Origin of the sequence: Streptantibioticus parmotrematis (assembly GCF_019890615.1) — a bacterium.
GTDB lineage: Bacteria > Actinomycetota > Actinomycetes > Streptomycetales > Streptomycetaceae > Streptantibioticus_D > Streptantibioticus_D parmotrematis.
This window is the reverse complement of sequence record NZ_JAINVZ010000018.1, coordinates 70,180-88,615: the sequence shown is the minus strand read 5'-3', so window position 1 is coordinate 88,615 and position 18,436 is coordinate 70,180. Positions and strand designations below refer to the sequence as shown.

Genomic DNA, 18,436 nt, shown 5'->3' with positions numbered 1-18,436 from the left:
TAGATGCGCAACGTCGCGAGGGCCGGAAGGACGGGGAGCCATGTCGATGTCGAGGGCGAGGGTGGCACGGCGGATCGCGACCGCGGCGGCCTACGGCGGCGGCGGGATCGGGCTGCTGGGCGGCGCGGCGGTCGGGCTGCTGCTGACGGAGGTACGGCTGGCCCGGCGGGTCGTCGGCGGCTGCGAGGATCTTCCTCCGGTCGCCGACGGGCGGTACGGGACGGAGTTCGGCGCGGACGAGCCACCGGTGCGGCTGGCTTTCCTGGGGGATTCGACGGCGGCCGGGCAGGGCGTGCGGCGGGCCCGGGAGACGCCGGGGGCGCTGCTGGCGGCGGGACTCGCGGCGGTCGCCGAGCGGCCGGTGGACCTGGTGAACGTGGCGCTGTCGGGCGCGCAGTCCGACGACCTGGAACGGCAGGTCTCCCTGCTGCTGGACGGCTCGGCTCCGGCGCCGGACGTGTGCGTGATCATGATCGGCGCCAACGACGTCACGCACCGGATGCCGCTGACGCTCTCGGTGCGGTATCTGGCGTCGGCGGTGGGACGGCTGCACGACGCGGGCGCCCGGGTGGTCGTCGGCACCTGTCCCGACCTGGGCACGATCGAGCCGGTCTACCAGCCGCTGCGCTGGGTCGCGCGGCGGCTGAGCAGGCAGCTGGCGGCGGCGCAGACGATAGGCGTGATCGAGCTGGGCGGGCGCACGGTGTCGCTGGGGCAGCTGCTGGGTCCGGAGTTCGAGGCGAGCCCGCGCGAGATGTTCGGCCCCGACAACTACCACCCGTCGGCGGCCGGCTACGCGACGGCGGCGATGGCGGTCCTGCCCACCCTCTGCTCGGCCCTCGGTCTGTGGCCGGAGGAGGGCCAGACCCCGACGGCCCTGCCGGTCGCGGTGGCGGCGGCCGAGGCGGCGGCCCAGGGCGGCACGGAGGTCACCGCGGGCGGCGCCACGGCCCTGCCCGGCCGCAGGCCCAGGTGGGCCGTCCTCCGCCGAGGCGCGACCACCCAGCCCCCGACCCCGAACCCGGCGCGGACGGTGAGCACGGGGGGACGGCGGAGCTGAGGCCTCCGGCTCACCGCACCTCCCGCCACGCCTGCGTGCCTTCGGCTCACCCCGCCGCCCCGTCACGCCCGCCGCGCATCGTGCTCAGCACCAAGGCCGCCGTCGCTGCCAGCAGTGCCGCTCCGGTCCACATCGCGGCGTGCATGCCGGTCATGAAGGCCCGATCGGTCACCGCCCGGACCGGCCCCGGCGCGGTGGCCAGTGCGGCGCCCGACGTGACGGCGTGGCTGACAGCGGCCGCCTGCGACGGAGGCAGTGCCACGTGCACGGACGCCGTGAACCGGGAGGTCAGTACCGCGCCCAGGACGGCGACGCCCGCCACACCGCCCACTTCCCGGACCATGTTCACCGTGGCCGACGCCATCCCGGCCCGCGCCGCGGGCACCGCTCCCAACACGGCTACGGAGATCGGCGTGAACGTCAGCCCCAGCCCGGTGCCGATCACGGGCAGCAGCCAGCCGAACTCCACGAAGCGAGCGCCCGTTCCGTACCGGGTGAAGCCCGCGAGGCCGACGGCGACCAGCACCAGACCAGCAGCCAGCGGCAGCCGGGAGCCCACGCGACCGCAGATCCGGCCCGCCACCACCGCGGCGGCACCGGTGAAGGCCGTGGCCGGCAGCATCGCCAGCCCGGCGGCGGTCGGCGACCAGCCCAACACGTACTGCAGGTACATGCTCAGGAACACCCCGAGGCCGAAGAACCCGAAGCTCACCGCGAACCCCGCGAACGCGGGCACCCCCGCCGTCCGCCCGGCCAGCAGCCTGACGTCCACCATCGGCTCCGCGACTCGTAGTTCCAGCACCACGAACACGGTCAGCAGCACGACTGCCCCCGCCGTCGCGCCCAGCACCAGCGGATCGCCCCACCCTCGTACCGGGCCTTCCACCAGGACGTAGACCAGCGCGGCCAGTCCCATGACCACCGTCGCCTGCCCCGCCGGGTCCATCCGCACGGGGGTCCTGGGCAGCACGGGCAGCACTCGCACCGCGAACAGCAACCCGCCGACGCCGATCGGCACGTTGATCCAGAACGCGGCGGCCCAGCCGAAGTGGTCCACGAGCGGTCCGCCGACCGCAGGGCCGAGGGTGAGCCCGGCGCCCGAGACGCCACTCCACACGCCGATCGCCTGCGCCCGTTCCCGCTCGCCGGTGAAGACGTGGCGCAGAATCGACAGCGTGCCGGGGGTGAGCAGTGCCGCGCCCACCGCCTGGCAGGCCCGTCCGGCGACGAGCGCAGGCAGGCTCCCCGCGAGGGCGCACCCCGCCGAGCCCGCGGTGAACAGCGCGAGCGCCAGCAGGTAGACCCGGCGCCTGCCCCAGCGGTCGCCCAGCGTGCCCCCGGTGAGCAGCAGCGACGCGTAGACCAGGCTGTAGGTCTCCACCACCCACTGCAGCCCGGCCGTGCCCGCGTTCAGCCCCCGCCCGATGGCCGGCAGCGCGGTGGTCACCACGAGGTTGTCCAGCATCGCCATGAAGAGCCCCACGCACAGGCAGCCCAGCACCAGCCCCTTGCGCGGCGCCGTGCACGCCCCTCCCAGGCCCGCATCCATCGATGACACCCGATCCCCCTAACGATGTTAGATGCCTTTTCTCGCTGCTAGAGTTGCCCCTAACGTCGTTAGAGCGCAAGTGGCGGTGACGGATGGGGACGCGACACAAGACCGCGCACGCCGGGGTGACCAGGGAGGATCTGGCCGACGCGGCGCTGCGGCTGTTGGAACGGGACGGCGCCAAGGGGCTGTCCATGCGCAAGGTGGCCGCCGAGGTGGGCGTGCAGGCCGCCTCGCTCTACTGGCACGTCCGCGACAAGGAAGAGCTGCTCGACCTCGCCTGCGACGCTCTGTGGGCGGACTTCGACGCGCCGCCACCCCACACCACCGACCCCGCGGGCCCGCACAGCCCGGGCGGCACGGACGACTGGCGCCCACAGGTCGCCGTACTCGCGCGACGGCTGCGCACCCACCTGCTGACCCGCACGAACGCCGCCCGCGTACTCGTCGGCCGCTTCGCGCCCGGTCCTCGCTGGCTGGATCGGATGGAGTCGCTGATCGCCACGCTGCGCACCGCCGGGTTCGACGGCCGGGACGCGGCCGATGCCACGTATCTGCTGGGCACCTGGGTGCAGGGCTTCGTGCTGCACGAGTCGGTGCCGATGTCCGCCGCCGAGCAGCGTGGCGCGTCCCCCTCCGAGGCCACCGCGCTGGCCCGGCGGGAGCTGGAGGAGCTGTCGGGCGAGCGCTACCCCAACGTGGTCGCGCTGGCGGGCGACATCGCGGGGCCGGACATGGACACCCGCTTCGAGTTCGGCCTGGCCCGGCTGCTGGACGGCCTGGAGCCGCTGCGCGCGACGGCGACGCCGAAGCAGGCGGAGTGACGCCCTACCCGATGCCGCAGGGCTAAGCGTACGCTTAGAAAAGAGGCCGGTGTCACAGTGTTCAGGCCGTGACGCGTGCGATACGCGCAGGTAGCTTCACTCTGGGCCCGCCCGGCACCCCCGTTCCAACGCTCCACCGGCACCCATTCCACCCGCTCCAACGGACAACGGAGAACGCGATGCCCGAAGCCGTAATCGTCTCTGCCGCCCGGTCGCCGATCGGTCGCGCCTTCAAGGGATCGCTGAAGGACCTGCGTCCGGACGACCTGACGGCCACGATCATCCAGGCCGCGCTGGCCAAGGTGCCCGACCTCGACCCGCGCGAGATCGACGACCTGATGCTGGGCTGCGGCCTGCCGGGCGGCGAGCAGGGACACAACCTGGGCCGGATCGTCGCCGTGCAGATGGGCATGGACCACCTGCCGGGCTGCACCGTCACCCGTTACTGTTCCTCCTCGCTCCAGACCACCCGCATGGCGCTGCACGCGATCAAGGCGGGCGAGGGCGACGTCTTCATCTCGGCCGGTGTCGAGACCGTCTCGCGCAGCGTCAAGGGCACCTCGGACGGCATGCCCGAGACCCACAACCCGCTGTTCGCCGACGCGGAGGCCCGTACCGCGGCCCGCGCCGAGCAGGGCGGCGAGGACTGGCACGACCCGCGCGAGGACGGCCTGGTGCCGGACGCCTACATCGCGATGGGCCAGACCGCGGAGAACCTGGCCCGCCACAAGGGCGTCACCCGCGCGGAGATGGACGAGTTCGGCGTCCGTTCGCAGAACCTCGCGGAGAAGGCGATCGCCGACGGCTTCTGGCAGCGCGAGATCATTCCGGTCACGCTGCCCGACGGCACCGTGGTCTCCCAGGACGACGGCCCCCGCGCGGGCGTGACGCTGGAGGGCGTCCAGGGCCTCAAGCCGGTCTTCCGCCCCGACGGCCGGGTCACCGCGGGCAACTGCTGCCCGCTCAACGACGGCGCCGCCGCCCTGGTCGTCATGTCCGACACCAAGGCGCGCGAGCTGGGCCTGACCCCGCTGGCCCGCGTCGTCTCCACCGGCGTCTCCGGTCTGTCCCCCGAGATCATGGGCTACGGCCCGGTCGAGGCGAGCAAGCAGGCGCTGAAGCGGGCCGGCCTGAGCATCGGCGACATCGACCTGGTCGAGATCAACGAGGCGTTCGCCGCCCAGGTCATCCCGTCCTACCAGGACCTCGGCATCGACCTGGACAAGCTCAACGTCAACGGCGGCGCGATCGCCGTCGGCCACCCCTTCGGCATGACCGGCGCCCGCATCACCACCACGCTGATCAACTCCCTCCAGTGGCACGACAAGCAGTTCGGCCTGGAGACCATGTGCGTCGGCGGCGGCCAGGGCATGGCCATGGTCATCGAGCGCCTGAGCTGACCCGGCGCCTTCCGGGCGCCACGGCGGCCGCCGCGCGGGTTCGTCAACCCCCGTCGCCCCGCCGCGAAAATCGAACACAGAGTGAGATCTGAATCGAAACCTAAGATCCCCCAGGCTGTGACCCGGCCTGGGGGATCGCTGTTTGCGCAGGTCACAGCCACAGCACCGGGTCAGCCCAGGAACAGACCAGCCGCCCGGACCTGTACTTTTCGTGACATTCCGCACTGCGAAGGCCAAGGGTTTCAAGGCAGAGTGTGTGGTGGGGAGAAAAGCAGCCGCCCTCCACACCGCCCGGGAGTGCCTCAGTGAGCGCCATCAGCTCTGTCACCATCGTCACGCTGCTCGTCGCGGCCGCGGCCGTGGCCGTGGGGTCGATCGCCCTGCTCGCCGTCCGCGGCCTGCTGCGTCAGGTCGTCGCCCTGCGCCGCGAGCTGGCCGAGCACCGCGCTGACGTCGCCGACGTGGTGACCGCCGCGTCGGCCGGCCTGGTGCCGGGCGCCCGGCCCGCGCCGCAGGGCGAGGAGATACGCATGGCGGTCGCCGAGGCGCTGGCCGACGAGCGGGAACGCGAGCTCGCCGAGGCCCGCGCCTTCTGGGCCGCCCAGGAGGCCAGGGAGGCCGCCGACGCGCCGGTGCTGGACGGGGTGGGCCCGGAGTTCACCGACTTCGCCGAGTACGAGGCGATGCCCTTCCTGCCGCGCCCGGTGGACTTCCCGCTGAGCCTGCCGGACCTGCCCGACCTGCCGGACGCCCCCGACGCGGCCCCGCGTGCCCGCCGCCACCCCTCCGACCCGGACTTCGTGCCCGTTCCGGCGGTCGCCGACCCCGAGCAGACCGTGGCCAGGCTCGCGGAGCTGGCGGACGCCGCCACGCCGCTCGCCGACGTCAGGCCCGGCCCCCTGGGCACCCTGGACCTGTACGTCTTCACCGACGGCACCACGCTGTGCCTCACCCCCGGCCATCGCGAGACCGCGGAACGGCTCGTCGACGCGCTGGAGCGCGGCGAGGCCCCGGTGCTGCTGGGCGGCTCCGGCGTCTCCGGCGGCTACGCGCTGACCTTCACCTACGGCGAGGAGAGCGTCTTCATCCTCGCCGACCGCGTGGTCGCCTCGCTCTGATCCAGCGGGGTCGTCTCGCTCTGAGGCAGTAGCGGTCATCTCGCTCTGAGGCAGTAGCCGTCGCCTCGCTCTGATCCGACAGCGGTCGCCTTGCCCTGATCCGACAGCGGCGCGCGCCGCGCCCGCGCGCGCTCCGGCTCACAACCGGCGGTCGAGCTCGGCCACCTTCCGCAGCGCCCAGTCGAGCACCTCGTCGCCCTCGCCGCCCGCCCCGGCCAGCGCTTCGGCCAGGTCGTGGCCCGCGACCGCGAGCTGGTCGCCGATCACGTACATCCCGTCGTCCGGCGGCAACAGCGGTCGCACGCCGGGCCGTTCGAGCCGTTGCGCGGCACTCGACAGCTCCCGGGCCAGCCCGAGGCCGTCGGCCGCGACCCGGGTCAGGCGGCTGCCCGGCAGGGCGCGGAAGCGGTCGGCCAGCCGCTCCACGGCGGCGTCCAGGGGCGTGCGGTCGGACATGGGGCGACCCTATACGGGCGCGTGGTGGCCGCCGCGCGCCTGGGACGGTTGCCAACGCCCAACCACTAGGGCACGGTGGGGTGACGGAACGCACACCGGAGGCGCCGATGTCCCAAATGACCTTCTCCGAGGAAACCCACCGGAACCTGCTCTCCCGAATCCCCCAGTGCACCGGCCGCGAGGTGGGCGACTGGCTCCACGCCCTCGACGAGGGCCCCGCACTCCTCCGCTTCGACGAGAAGGTGAACTGGCTCCGCAGGGAGCACGAAGGGCTCTCCTACGGTCACGCCAAGGCGATCGTCCACGAGTACGACCTGCGCCGAGCCGCCCGCAAACTGCTGTGACCCCGACCTCCTGGGCCGCATCGACGGGCCCCCGGGAGCGGCACACCGCCGCCGCCCCGGGGGCCCGTCGCCGTTTCGCGGGCGGCCGGCGGAGAAGGAGGACGAAGGTGGCCCGCGGGGCGATCGCAAGGAACGCGTAAAAGCGCTGCGGCCGCTAATTGAATAATGGACAAGAAACCGGCCGGCCTTCTCCTGCGGTCATCCGCAGTCGAAGGGGAAGTGCCCGGAGCCGGACTTGAACCGGCACGACCCGAAGGCCAGTGAGGTTTAAGCTCACCGTGTCTGCATTCCACCATCCGGGCAGACCACGCGACCCGCAGGAAAGCAGCGGGAGGCCACAGGGGGCAGCGGAATCCTAGCCCGGATTCAGCCTCCGAACAGGTGAAAGTCGACCCCATGTTGTCTGATTTTAGGGTCAGCTGACACACCGTCAGAACCGGGCGATTGCCCTGGTACTTATCCGGACCGGCGCGCATTCCCGTTTCGCGCGCCATCGGCGCCGGGGGTCATGCCCGGGGCGAATGACGAGAATTCGCCGACCACCCCGGCCGGCCCCGCCGGCCCGACCGCGTACACCGCGAGAACGCGCGGGAAACACCACGTTCGCCCGCGCCCCCGCACACCTTCCTACGCCTCCGCACCCGCGTCATACCTGAGGATGACCCGACGCGAACGCGTACCTCCGAAGACTGTCGCCGGAACCAGGACACGGGCTGATCCGGCGGCCCCGTCCGGCCGGGAGGATGGATCCCACCGTCCACCGGCCCGACAGGCAGGAGAGCCTCCCGTGACCACCTCCACCCCCTCCGGCACCCGTACCGGCCAGCGTGCCGCCGCGGTGGCGGCGAGCGCGACGGACCTGAGCAAGGTCTACGGGCAGGGCGAGACCCGCGTGGTCGCCCTGGACCAGGTATCCACCCAGTTCCACCGGGGCGAGTTCACCGCGATCATGGGCCCGTCCGGCTCCGGCAAGTCCACGCTGATGCACTGCATGGCCGGTCTGGACTCGGTCTCCTCCGGCTCGGCCCGGATAGGCGACACCGAGCTGTCGTCGCTCAAGGACAAGCAGCTCACCCGGCTGCGCAGGGACAAGGTCGGCTTCGTCTTCCAGGCGTTCAACCTGCTGCCGACGCTGACCGCCCTGGAGAACATCACCCTCCCGATGGACATCGCGGGCCGCAAGCCGGACAAGGCCTGGCTGGACAACGTCATCGAGACGGTCGGGCTGTCCGGCCGTCTCAAGCACCGCCCGGCCCAGCTGTCCGGCGGCCAGCAGCAGCGCGTCGCGGTCGCCCGCGCGCTCGCCGCCCAGCCGGAGATCATCTTCGCCGACGAACCGACCGGCAACCTCGACTCCCGTTCCGGCGCCGAGGTGCTGGGCTTCCTGCGCAACTCGGTACGCGAGCTGGGCCAGACCGTCGTGATGGTCACCCACGACGCGGTGGCCGCCTCGTACGCCGACCGCGTCGTCTTCCTCGCCGACGGACGCATCGTCGACGAGCTGCGCTCCCCCACCGCGGACGCCGTCCTGGACCTGATGAAGCGCTTCGACGCCAAGGGGCGCACCAGCTGACGCCCGGCGCGCACCCCGCGCGCCGCCCGCCCCCACCGGCTCCACGCCGAACCGTCCCGCTTCCAGCCCCCAGGACCCGCCACATGTTCCGTACCGCCGTGCGCAACGTCTTCGCGCACAAGGCCAGGCTGCTGATGACCCTGCTCGCCGTACTGCTCGGCGTGGCCTTCGTCTCCGGCACCCTGGTCTTCACCGACACCATCGGCACCGCCTACAAGAACCAGGCCACCACCAGCTACGCCGGCACGGCCGTCGGCATCACCAGCTACCCCGACCCGGACGGCAGCCGCAGCGACGGCAACCAGCGCGACCTGGGCGTCAGCGCGGCCACCGTCCAGCACATCGCCGCGCTGCCCGGCGTCGCGACGGCCACCGGACGGGTGGACGGCTTCGCGGGCGTCGCCGACGCCAAGGGCAAGCTGATCGGCAACGGCTGGTCCAACGAGGGCGCCAACTTCGCCCCCGGCAAGGACGGCAAGGACCCGCGCTACGCCTTCGTCTCCGGCACCGGGCCGACCCGCGCCGGGCAGATCGCGGTCGACCAGGACACCGCGCGCAAGGGCGGCTTCCACGTCGGCGGCACGGCCCGCGTCGCCACCAACGGCCCCGTGCGCACCTACACCGTCACCGGCGTGTTCACCACCGACGACGGCTCGGTGAGCGCGGGCGGCTCGCTGGTGCTCTTCGACACCGCGAGCGCGCAGTCCCTCTACCTGGCACCCGGCCACTTCAAGGACGTCACCGTCACCGCGAAGCCGGGCGCCTCCCAGACCACGTTGCTGAACGAGATCGCGCCGCTGCTGCCCAAGAACTCCAGCGCCGTCGCCCAGACCGGTCAGCAGCTCGCCGACCAGCAGTCGCGCGACATCGAGCAGCAGTTCAGCTCGCTGAGCACCATGCTGCTCGCGTTCGCCGGCATCGCGCTGTTCGTCGGCGTCTTCCTGATCGCCAACACCTTCACCATGCTGGTCGCCCAGCGCAGCCGGGAACTCGCCCTGATGCGGGCGCTCGGCGCCAGCCGCCGCCAGATCACCCGCTCGGTGCTGACCGAGGCGCTGGTCGTCGGCGTCGCCGCGTCGGCGGGCGGCTTCGTGGCCGGCGTCGGCATCGCGGTGGCGCTGCGCTCGGCGATGACCTCGTTCGGCGCCAAGGTGCCGGGCGGACCGCTGGTCGTCGCGCCGTCCACGGTGGTCGTGGCGTTCGCGGTGGGCGTGCTGATCACCGTCCTCGCCGCGTGGCTGCCCGCCCGCCGGGCCGCGAAGATCCCGCCGGTCGCCGCGATGAGCAGCGCGGACCTGCCCGCGCCCACCAAGTCCCTGGTGCTGCGCAACAGCTTCGGCGGCCTGCTGACCGCCGTCGGTGTCGCGCTGGTCCTGATCGGCGGCGCCAAGGGCGGCACCAACGGCCGCTGGACGGTCGGCGGCGGCGCGGCCGTGCTGCTGACCGGCGTGATCGTGCTGACGCCGCTGCTGTCGCAGCCGGTGATCGCGGGCGTACGGCCGCTGCTGGCGCGGGTGTTCGGGGTCTCCGGCAACCTCGCCGCCCGCAACGCCCGCCGCAACCCGCGCCGCACCGCGGCCACCGCGTCCGCCCTGGCCATCGGGCTGTCCCTGGTCACCGGGATGACGGTGCTCGGGCTGTCGCTCGGCCGCACGATCGACAAGACCACGGTGGACAACGTTTCCGCGGACTACATGGTCCAGATGGCCAACGGGATGCCGCTGGACGGCTCGGTGGCCAAGGAGATCGCCAAGGTTCCCGGCGTGACCGACGCGACGGCCATGCAGCACGCGGACTTCACGCTCGACGGCCACTACAGCGCCGTGACGGCCGCCGACCCGGCCGGTCTGACCCGCACCGTGCGGATCGACACGGTGACCGGCTCCCGTTCGGCGCTGTCCCAGGGGAAGGTGCTGGTCGCGGACAAGGTGGCCAAGGAGCACGGCTGGAAGGTCGGCGACACCGTGCAGGCCGACTACCCGGACGGCACGCACGCCGAGGTCACGGTCGGCGGCACGTACGGCGACAACCTCGCGCTGTCCGACGTCGTCATGCCGCAGTCGATGCTCGCGCCGCACGTCACGAAGCCGGAGATCCAGGTCGTCCTGGTGAAGACGGCGAACGGCGCGAGCGCGGCGACCAGCCAGGCCATCACCGACGCGCTCGGCGACAACCCGGCGATCTCCGTCATGGACCAGCAGGGCATCCGCGACAAGTTCGGCGGCATGATCAACGACATGCTCTCGATCCTGTACGGGCTGCTGGGCATGTCGCTGGTCATCGCGGTCCTCGGGGTCGTCAACACCCTCGCGATGTCGGTCTTCGAACGCAGGCGGGAGATCGGCATGCTGCGGGCGGTCGGCCTGGACCGGCGCAAGGTGAAGGGCATGATCCGCCTGGAGGCGGTCGTGATCTCGCTGTTCGGCGCGGCGACGGGCATCGTGCTGGGTCTGTTCGTGGCCTGGGCGACGGGCGAGTCCATCTCGGGCAGCCTCCCCGGCTACGCGATGGTCCTCCCCTGGACCCGCATCGCGGTCTTCCTGGCCCTGGCCGCGCTGGTAGGCCTCCTGGCGGCGGCCTGGCCCGCGCGGCGGGCGGGGCGGATGGACATCCTGGAGTCGATCAAGACGGAGTAGGGGGACGGGGGTTGGGGGCGGGGTGGGTGGGGGCTGAGCTCGTTTCTCCCCACCCACCCGCCCTTTCCGCCGGTGGGGGTACGGCCCAAGCCCCCGACGTCAGCACCCGCACCCGAACCGGCAGGCCCGGCCCGCTTACCCGCTCCCCCTCAGCCCTCCTCGATCGCCCCCGCACCCTCTGACCACCCCAGCCCTTCCCAGGGGCGGGTGGGTGGGGAAGCGGTCCGCACACGAACGAGCCGCGCACCCCGAACCAGCGGACCCGCCCCCCGCCCGCACCCCATGGGCGGATGGGTGGGAAAACGGTCCGCAGACGAACGAGCCCCGCACCCCGAACCAGCGGGCCCCGGACCGGCGGGCCCCGCCCGCCGTCAGCCGCGCTCCGTCCACTCCCCCCGCGTTCGGCCCATTCCCGACGACCCCTCGGGGCCCGGGCGGATGGCGAGGAGTTGGTTGACTCCGATGCGGTTGCGTTCGAAGGCGAGGGCCGACGCGGCCATGTACAGGCGCCAGACGCGGGCGCGACCGGGGGACGTGAGGCGGACCGCCTCGTCCCAGTGGCCCTCCAGGTTCGCCACCCACCGCCGCAGCGTCAACGCGTAGTGCTCCCGCAGCGATTCGAGGTCGCGCACCTCGAACCCCGCCTCCTCCAACAGCGACACCGTCGTGCCGACCGGCGCCAGCTCCCCGTCGGGGAAGACGTAGCGGTCGATGAACTCGTCGACGCGGTACGCCTCCTCGCGCGCCAGCGGCCGCCGCGCGATCTGGTGGTTGAGCAGCCTGCCGCCCGGCAGCAGCAGCCCGTACAGCGTGCGCGCGTACTCCAAGTACCGTGCGGAGCCGACGTGTTCGGCCATCCCGATGGACGAGATCGCGTCGTAGGGGCCGTCCGCGACCCTGCGGTAGTCCTGGACGCGGATCTCGATCCGGTCCGTCAGCCCTTCCTCCGCGACCCGCTTGCGGGCGTACGCCGCCTGCTCGGCGGACAGGGTGATGCCGACCGCCCGCACCCCGTAGTGCCGCGCGGCGTGCAGCACCATCGAGCCCCAGCCGCAGCCGACGTCCAGCAGCCGCTGCCCTTCGCGGAGCGCCAACTTGCGGCAGACCAGGTCGAGTTTGGCTTCCTGCGCCTGCTCCAGCGTCCCGGCCGAGGCGTTCCAGTACGCGCACGAGTAGACCATCGAGGGCCCGAGCACGTGCTCGTAGAAGGGGTTGCCGACGTCGTAGTGGTGGTGGATCGCGTCCCGGTCACGGCTGAGGCTGTGCCGGACACCGGTGCGGCGCGGGGCCTCCTCGGGCGGTGGCGCGGGTGGCAGTCCGGGTCCCGCGAGCGTCAGCGCCTCGCGGGCGAGTCCGCGGGCCTGCGGCTCGCGCAGCGCCCGTACGGCGGACAGCGCGGCGGCGACCCGGCCCTCCCCGGCGCCCTCGCCGCGTTCCCACACCAGACCCGCAAGCCGGGCCAGCACCTCGTAGAGGTCACCCTCGACGTCCAGGTCGCCGGCGACCCAGGCCCGCACCATCCCCAACTCGCCCGGCTTCCACAGCACTCGGCGCAGCGCGCGGCGGTTGCGCACCACCAGGGCCGGGGCGTCCGGCGGGCCCGCCTCGCTGCCGTCCCAGGCCCGGATGCGGACAGGCGGCGGAGCCCCCAGGGCTCCTTCGGCGAGGGCGGCAAGCCGTCCGGCGGTGTCGGCCATGGTGCGAACCTCCTGAGGGGCACGTCATCCGAGCGGATGGGCTGGTCCTGTGCGACTCCTGAAGCGGAACAACTCCTTGTATCGTGAACCGATTCGGGCGTGTCAATAGTCCCGGACCGGCAAGCGCATACCACCACGGCGGAACCGCGAAAACGCCGAGGGCGCCCGCCCCACGGATGGCGGACGCCCTCGGCGTCGGTACTGCGGGCCCGCCGCGTTCAGCGGACCCCGGCTGCGGTCAGGCCTTGGCCTTCTCCGCCTCGCCGGACTTCTCCTTGGCGGCCTGCTCGGCCAGCGCCTTGGACTTGGCGGCCGCGGCGGCGGTCACCGGGGCGGCGGCACCGTAGAACTCCTCGCGGGGGTTCTCCAGCGCGCCCAGCGCGACCACGTCGCGCTTGAGGAACATCGCCAGCGTCCAGTCGGCGAGCACCCGGAACTTGCGGTTGAAGGTCGGCACCGCCATGCCGTGGTAGCCACGGTGGCAGTACCAGGCCAGCCGGCCGCGCAGCTTGATCTTGCCGAAGAGCAGGGCGACGCCCTTGTGCAGGCCGAGGCCCGCGACCGCGCCCATGTTCTTGTGGCGGTACTCGTGCTGCGGGAAGCCGCGCATGCCGGACACCACGTTGTCGCCGAGGACCTTCGCCTGACGCAGCGCGTGCTGGGCGTTCGGCGGGCACCAGGCGCCCTCGCCGGAGGCCAGGTCCGGCACCTGGGCGTTGTCGCCGGCCGCCCACACGTAGTCCATGCCCTGGACCTGGAGGGTCGGCGCGGTGTCCACGTGACCGCGCGGGCCGAGCGGCAGGCCGAAGTTGCCCAGCGCCGGGTTGGGCTTCACGCCCGCGGTCCACACGATGGTGGAGGCGTCGACCTCAAGTCCGTTGGCGAGCACCACGTGCTTGTCGACGGCCGACGTCATGGAGGTCTCGAGGTAGATCTCGATGCCGCGCTCGCGCAGGTGCTCAAGGCCCCACTTGCCGAGCTCCGGGCCGACCTCGGGGAGGATGCGGTTGGCGGCCTCGACGAGGATGAACCGCATGTCCTCGCGCTTGACGTTCGTGTAGTACTTGCACGCGTCGCGGGCCATGTCCTCGACCTCGCCGATGGTCTCCGCGCCGGCGAAGCCGCCGCCGACGAAGACGAAGGTCAGCGCCTTGCGGCGGACCTCCTCATCGGTCGTGGAGTCGGCCAGGTCGAGCTGCTCCAGCACGTGGTTGCGCAGGTCGACGGCCTCCTCGACGCCCTTCATGCCGATGCCGTTCTCGGCCAGGCCGGGGATCGGGAAGGTGCGGGAGACGGCGCCGAGGGCGACGACCAGGTAGTCGAAGGGCAGCTCGTACGTCTCGCCGACGATCGGCTCGATCACGGCCACCTTGCGGTCCTGGTCGACCGAGGTGACGCGGCCGGTGAGGACCTCCGCCTTGGGCAGCACGCGTCGCAGCGGGACCACGACGTGGCGCGGGGAGATGCTGCCGGCCGCAGCTTCGGGAAGGAAGGGCTGGTACGTCATGTACGAGCGCGGGTCGACAACCGTGACGGTCGCCTCGCCGAACCGCATCTTCTTCAGGATGCGGCGCGCCGCGTACAGGCCGACGTAACCGCCGCCTACTACGAGGATCCGTGGACGCTCCGTGGTGCTCATGGCTTCGAGTATCCAGCACGCGCTAGGGCCACCCTCGTGAGCCCCTTCACAAGGTTCGACAGACCCTCTGCTACACTGCGCGATTTCGTGATCGAGGCCACAGCCCGGCACAGGAACCCCCAGGGCCGCGCGGGCGTTGAACCACCTCCGTGAGCAGCCACGATCCGGGCTCCGGGGAGACCCGCGGGTGCCGTGCAACCCTGTCGAAACACGGGTGTTGGGGCCGCGTAACCCTGTTTTGGACCCCGAACGGCCTCGTGCGGCCTCGGAAAGTGCGCCGATGGGCGGGAACTTCATGTGAAGAAATTCACGAAGACTCTTCCGGGACCGGCCGGGAAGAGGCCGGTGAGGGCGCTCAGCCGAACGAATTCCTGCTCAGACGTCGCACGAACGCGCCGTTCCGGGCCCTACGGACGCGTCATTCACCGAGGGACGGTCACGCGCACGACCAGCCGATTCCGTCCAGAATGTCGTGTTCGCTGACGAGGACCTCCAGCGCCCCGGTGCGCTCCATGATCGTGTGCAGGATGAGCGCGCCCGCGGCGATGACGTCGACCCGGCCGGGGTGGATGACCCGCATCTTCGCGCGTTCCTCGTGGGTGGAGGCCAGCAGCCGTTCGCTGATCAGCTGGACGTGGCCGCGGGTGACGCGGGAGTGGTGGATGGCCGCCGACTCGTAGACGTCCAGGCCCATCGCGAGCCCGGCGACCGTGGTGACGGAGCCGGCCAGGCCCACCATCGTGCGGGCCTCGCGCAGCGGCACGCTCTCGGCGGCCAGGTCGAGCGCGGCCTCCACGTCGGCCCTTATGGCGTCGATCTGCCGTCGGGTGGGCGGGTCGGTGATCCGGCCGTCGGCGTCGGTCAGGTGGCGTTCCGTCATCCGCACGCACCCGACGTCCACCGAGACCGCCGCGCGCACCGCGTCGTCGCCGAGGACGAACTCCGTGGAGCCGCCGCCGATGTCGACCACCAGGAACGGTCGTTCCAGGCTGGGCATGGCGGTCAGTTCCTTGGTGGCGCCGTCGAAGGAGAAACGGGCCTCCTGCGCGCCGGAGATCACCTCGGGCCGCACGCCCAGGGCGTCGACCACGCCGTCGATGAACTCCTCGCGGTTCTCCGCGTCCCGGGTCGCCGAGGTGGCCACGAACCGCAGGCGTTCGACGCCCTGCTCGCGGATCACCTCGCCGTACTCCCGGCAGGCGCGCAGGGTGCGCTCCAGGGCCTGCGGGTGGAACCGGCCGGTGCGGTCGACGTCCTGCCCGAGGCGGACGATGCGCATCCGGCGGTCGACGTCCTTCAGCGATCCGGTCGCCGGGTCGACGTCGGCGATCAGCAGGCGGATGGAGTTCGTGCCGCAGTCGATCGCGGCGACCCTGGTCATCGTGTGTCCTCCGCGCTGTCGGGGGCGTCGGTGCCCTGCGGGCCGTCGGCCGGGGCCGCCGTGTCCGCGCAGGCGCACGGGCCCTTGCGCCACCACTCGGGCAGCATCGCGATCGCCTCGTCGCCCAGCGGGTTGACCCCGGGGCCGGCGGCGAGCGAGTGGCCGACCAGGACGTGCAGGCACTTGACCCGGTCGGGCATGCCGCCCGCGCTGGGGAAGCCCTCCAGCACCTCGATGGCGTCGCGGCGGGCGAGGTAGTCCTCGTGGGCGCCGCGGTAGGCGTCGGCCAGCTCGGCGTCCTCGGCGAGGCGCGCCGTCATCTCCTTCATCACGCCGTCCGCCTCCAGCGTGCCGATGGCGGACGCGGCGCGCGGACAGGTCAGGTAGTACAGCGTGGGGAACGGTGAGCCGTCCTCCAGGCGCGGCGCGGTCTCCACGACGTCCGGCAGCCCGCACGGGCAGCGGTGCGCGACGGCCCGCAAGCCCCGCGGCACACGGCCGAGCTGCTCGCCGATGGCGGCGATGTCGGCCTCGGTGGGTGGGGTCGGTTCGGTGCGGGGCGGGGGGTTGTCCACGGTGGGCTTTCTCTTCGTTCCTGCGGTGGGTGGTGGGGCGGGTCCACGTCGCGGTGGCGGGCGGGCGGCGGCGGCCCGGCGCTCAGTGGCCGGAGTCCGCGGAGTCCACGCCGTCCCAGAGGTTCTCGTACCAGGGGCGGTTGCCCGCGGCGGAGCCGGACGCGGCCCCCGAGGCGCCGGAGCCCTGGCCGCCGGGCATGACGTATCCGGTCTCGCCAGGCATGACGTAGTGCAGTTGCTGCCGGGCCTGCACCTTGACGTACTCCGGGTCGGACCAGCGGGCCTGCTGTTCCTTGAGCTGTTCGACCCGCAGCTTCGCCTGCTGGGCCTGTTTGCGCTGCTGGGCGATCTGCGAGCGTTGCGCGATGTACTGCCGGGTCGGGTAGGCCAGCGCCACGACCAGCGCGCAGACGGTGAGGGCGAGCAGGGCGGCGCGGCCGGTGAGCCTGCCGCGTCTGGGGGCCCGGCCGGTGGCGCGGTAGACGCGGGCCTGCGCCTGCTGGCCGAGGGCCTTCAGCCTCACCGCGGTCGGGAAGCGGTCCGCGCCCACGTCTGTCACCCCTCGTCGCGTACGTCATCGCATACGGCTGTCCCCGCACACGGTACCGGGACCGGGTGCGGGGACGGCCGCGTCGGCTTCACGGCGTGAGGATCACACCGCGATCAGCGGGAGGGCCGAGCCTCACGCCTTGAAGCGCGGGAAGGCGGAGCGGCCCGCGTAGACGGCCGCGTCGTCGAGGATCTCCTCGATGCGCAGCAGCTGGTTGTACTTGGCGACGCGGTCCGAGCGGGCCGGGGCGCCGGTCTTGATCTGGCCGCAGTTGGTGGCGACGGCCAGGTCGGCGATGGTGACGTCCTCGGTCTCGCCGGAGCGGTGCGACATCATGCACTTGTAGCCGCTGCGCTGGGCCAGCTCCACCGCGTCCAGCGTCTCGGTCAGCGAACCGATCTGGTTCACCTTGACCAGCAGCGCGTTGGCGGTGTCGTTGTCGATGCCGCGCTGGAGCCGCTCGGGGTTGGTGACGAACAGGTCGTCGCCGACGATCTGGACCTTCTCGCCCAGCTCGGTGGTGATGGTCTTCCAGCCGTCCCAGTCCTCCTCGTGCAGCGGGTCCTCCAGGGAGACCAGCGGGTAGGCGGCCACCAGCTCGCCGTAGTAGGAGGTCATCTCGGCGGCGGTGCGGTTCTTGCCCTCGAAGACGTAGGTGCCGTCCTTGTAGAACTCGGACGCGGCGACGTCCAGGGCGAGCGCGATGTCCTGGCCGGGCTGGAAACCGGCCTTCTTGATCGCCTCGACGATGAGGTCGAGCGCCTCCCGGTTGGAGTCGAGGTTCGGCGCGAAGCCGCCCTCGTCGCCGAGGCCGGTGGACAGGCCGCGCTCCTTCAGCACGCCCTTGAGGGTGTGGTAGACCTCGGCGCCCCAGCGCAGCGCCTCGGAGAACGACTCGGCGCCGATCGGCGCGATCATGAACTCCTGGACGTCCACGTTGGAGTCGGCGTGGCTGCCGCCGTTGAGGATGTTCATCATCGGCACCGGCAGCACGTGCGCGTTGGGGCCACCGACGTAGCGGAACAGCGGCAGGTCGGAGGCCTCGGAGGCGGCGTGCGCGACGGCCAGCGAGACGCCGAGGATGGCGTTGGCACCCAGCGAGGACTTGTCGGGGGTGGCGTCCAGGTCCAGCATCGCCTGGTCGATCAGCCGCTGCTCGGTGGCGTCGTAGCCGACCAGCTCCGGGCCGATCTGCTCGATGACGGCGAGTACGGCCTTCTCCACGCCCTTACCGCCGTAGCGGGACTTGTCGCCGTCCCGGAGTTCGAGGGCCTCGAACGCACCGGTGGAGGCACCGGAGGGGACGGCGGCACGACCGGTGCTGCCGTCGTCGAGGCCGACCTCGACCTCGACGGTGGGGTTGCCTCGCGAGTCGAGGATTTCCCGGGCTACGACGACGTCGATGGACGGCACGAGCATCTCCTTCAGGATGTGTTGCTTGGCTCAGCTGCTCAGTCTGACTGGCGGCGGTCTGAGATGTCTTTGCGTCTTTGCGGGATGAGCCTAACCGGCCTACGGCCGCCAGCCGGTCGGCGGTGCGCGCCCTGACACGAAAAGAGCCGGTGTGCCGCCGTCGCGGAGGCCTCGCGGGAACGACGGTCGCGGAGGCCTTGCGGAACGACGACGCCCCCGGG

The 18,436-nt window shown here is 72.2% G+C and carries 15 protein-coding genes and 1 tRNA gene; 7 read left to right on the top strand and 9 right to left on the bottom strand.

Annotated features, from left to right (window positions below; all coding sequences use genetic code 11):
• Positions 1 to 40: 40 nt before the first annotated feature.
• Entirely contained in the window at positions 41 to 1,060 is a 1,020-nt protein-coding gene (locus tag K7472_RS23290) for an SGNH/GDSL hydrolase family protein (RefSeq protein WP_222980479.1), read from the top strand.
• 46 nt (positions 1,061 to 1,106) lie between these two features.
• Here the strand turns inward: K7472_RS23290 and K7472_RS23285 are convergent, their stop codons facing one another.
• Positions 1,107 to 2,609 (bottom strand): MFS transporter, encoded by a 1,503-nt coding sequence (locus K7472_RS23285; protein ID WP_222980542.1) that lies wholly within the window; start codon positions 2,607 to 2,609, stop codon positions 1,107 to 1,109.
• A gap of 92 nt (positions 2,610 to 2,701) precedes the next feature.
• On the opposite strand from K7472_RS23285, the gene K7472_RS23280 reads away from it, so the two are divergent.
• The 3 genes from K7472_RS23280 (at position 2,702) to K7472_RS23270 (ending at position 5,951) form a co-directional block, all read left to right on the top strand.
• Positions 2,702 to 3,433 carry a TetR/AcrR family transcriptional regulator gene (locus K7472_RS23280; protein WP_222980478.1) on the top strand — a complete coding sequence of 244 codons (732 nt, stop codon included), beginning with the start codon at positions 2,702 to 2,704 and terminating at the stop codon, positions 3,431 to 3,433.
• 179 nt (positions 3,434 to 3,612) lie between these two features.
• Positions 3,613 to 4,833, top strand: coding sequence for an acetyl-CoA C-acetyltransferase (locus K7472_RS23275; RefSeq protein ID WP_222980477.1), 1,221 nt, complete (start codon positions 3,613 to 3,615; stop codon positions 4,831 to 4,833).
• A 314-nt stretch (positions 4,834 to 5,147) separates the two neighbouring features.
• Positions 5,148 to 5,951, top strand: a complete 804-nt coding sequence (locus K7472_RS23270) for a hypothetical protein (RefSeq protein WP_222980541.1) — start codon at positions 5,148 to 5,150, stop codon at positions 5,949 to 5,951.
• A gap of 138 nt (positions 5,952 to 6,089) precedes the next feature.
• On the opposite strand, the gene K7472_RS23265 is transcribed toward K7472_RS23270, so the two are convergent.
• Entirely contained in the window at positions 6,090 to 6,407 is a 318-nt protein-coding gene (locus tag K7472_RS23265) for a hypothetical protein (protein WP_222980476.1), read from the bottom strand.
• A 107-nt stretch (positions 6,408 to 6,514) separates the two neighbouring features.
• Here K7472_RS23265 and K7472_RS23260 point away from each other — a divergent pair, with 107 nt between their 5' ends.
• The gene (locus K7472_RS23260; protein ID WP_109446380.1) at positions 6,515 to 6,751 is read left to right on the top strand and encodes a DUF4287 domain-containing protein; all 237 of its coding nucleotides are present in this window, start codon (positions 6,515 to 6,517) and stop codon (positions 6,749 to 6,751) included.
• A gap of 220 nt (positions 6,752 to 6,971) precedes the next feature.
• On the opposite strand, the gene K7472_RS23255 is transcribed toward K7472_RS23260, so the two are convergent.
• Positions 6,972 to 7,053, bottom strand: a tRNA-Leu gene (locus K7472_RS23255).
• 485 nt (positions 7,054 to 7,538) lie between these two features.
• Here K7472_RS23255 and K7472_RS23250 point away from each other — a divergent pair.
• Both K7472_RS23250 and K7472_RS23245 read left to right on the top strand, forming a co-directional pair.
• Positions 7,539 to 8,324 carry an ABC transporter ATP-binding protein gene (locus tag K7472_RS23250; protein WP_222980475.1) on the top strand — a complete coding sequence of 262 codons (786 nt, stop codon included), beginning with the start codon at positions 7,539 to 7,541 and terminating at the stop codon, positions 8,322 to 8,324.
• 83 nt (positions 8,325 to 8,407) lie between these two features.
• Positions 8,408 to 10,960 (top strand): ABC transporter permease, encoded by a 2,553-nt coding sequence (locus K7472_RS23245; protein ID WP_222980474.1) that lies wholly within the window; start codon positions 8,408 to 8,410, stop codon positions 10,958 to 10,960.
• 371 nt (positions 10,961 to 11,331) lie between these two features.
• Here K7472_RS23245 and K7472_RS23240 read toward each other — a convergent pair whose 3' ends face one another.
• The 6 genes from K7472_RS23240 to eno form a co-directional block, all read right to left on the bottom strand.
• Positions 11,332 to 12,657: a class I SAM-dependent methyltransferase gene (locus K7472_RS23240; protein WP_222980473.1), complete on the bottom strand. Its 1,326-nt coding sequence runs from the start codon at positions 12,655 to 12,657 to the stop codon at positions 11,332 to 11,334.
• Positions 12,658 to 12,895: 238 nt separating this feature from the next.
• Entirely contained in the window at positions 12,896 to 14,296 is a 1,401-nt protein-coding gene (locus tag K7472_RS23235) for an NAD(P)/FAD-dependent oxidoreductase (protein ID WP_222980472.1), read from the bottom strand.
• A gap of 436 nt (positions 14,297 to 14,732) precedes the next feature.
• Entirely contained in the window at positions 14,733 to 15,677 is a 945-nt protein-coding gene (locus tag K7472_RS23230; protein WP_222980471.1) for a Ppx/GppA phosphatase family protein, read from the bottom strand.
• Positions 15,674 to 16,252, bottom strand: a complete 579-nt coding sequence (locus K7472_RS23225) for a DUF501 domain-containing protein (RefSeq protein ID WP_222980470.1) — start codon at positions 16,250 to 16,252, stop codon at positions 15,674 to 15,676. The genes K7472_RS23230 and K7472_RS23225 overlap by 4 nt, the downstream gene beginning before the upstream one ends.
• Before the next feature lie 82 nt (positions 16,253 to 16,334).
• Positions 16,335 to 16,802: an FtsB family cell division protein gene (locus tag K7472_RS23220; protein WP_222980540.1), complete on the bottom strand. Its 468-nt coding sequence runs from the start codon at positions 16,800 to 16,802 to the stop codon at positions 16,335 to 16,337.
• 132 nt (positions 16,803 to 16,934) lie between these two features.
• Positions 16,935 to 18,215 carry a phosphopyruvate hydratase gene (gene eno / locus K7472_RS23215; RefSeq protein ID WP_222980469.1) on the bottom strand — a complete coding sequence of 427 codons (1,281 nt, stop codon included), beginning with the start codon at positions 18,213 to 18,215 and terminating at the stop codon, positions 16,935 to 16,937.
• Between the last annotated feature and the right edge of the window lie 221 nt (positions 18,216 to 18,436).

What these genes read in the sequence shown, in the direction of transcription:
- K7472_RS23275 (WP_222980477.1), top strand. Translation starts at nt 3,613, where the DNA reads ATGCCCGAAGCCGTAATCGTCTCTGCCGCCCGGTCGCCGATCGGTCGC.
- K7472_RS23230 (WP_222980471.1), bottom strand. Translation starts at nt 15,677, where the DNA reads ATGACCAGGGTCGCCGCGATCGACTGCGGCACGAACTCCATCCGCCTG.
- K7472_RS23285 (WP_222980542.1), bottom strand. Translation starts at nt 2,609, where the DNA reads ATGGATGCGGGCCTGGGAGGGGCGTGCACGGCGCCGCGCAAGGGGCTG.
- K7472_RS23280 (WP_222980478.1), top strand. Translation starts at nt 2,702, where the DNA reads ATGGGGACGCGACACAAGACCGCGCACGCCGGGGTGACCAGGGAGGAT.
- K7472_RS23245 (WP_222980474.1), top strand. Translation starts at nt 8,408, where the DNA reads ATGTTCCGTACCGCCGTGCGCAACGTCTTCGCGCACAAGGCCAGGCTG.
- K7472_RS23240 (WP_222980473.1), bottom strand. Translation starts at nt 12,657, where the DNA reads ATGGCCGACACCGCCGGACGGCTTGCCGCCCTCGCCGAAGGAGCCCTG.
- K7472_RS23260 (WP_109446380.1), top strand. Translation starts at nt 6,515, where the DNA reads ATGTCCCAAATGACCTTCTCCGAGGAAACCCACCGGAACCTGCTCTCC.
- K7472_RS23265 (WP_222980476.1), bottom strand. Translation starts at nt 6,407, where the DNA reads ATGTCCGACCGCACGCCCCTGGACGCCGCCGTGGAGCGGCTGGCCGAC.
- K7472_RS23235 (WP_222980472.1), bottom strand. Translation starts at nt 14,296, where the DNA reads ATGAGCACCACGGAGCGTCCACGGATCCTCGTAGTAGGCGGCGGTTAC.
- K7472_RS23290 (WP_222980479.1), top strand. Translation starts at nt 41, where the DNA reads ATGTCGATGTCGAGGGCGAGGGTGGCACGGCGGATCGCGACCGCGGCG.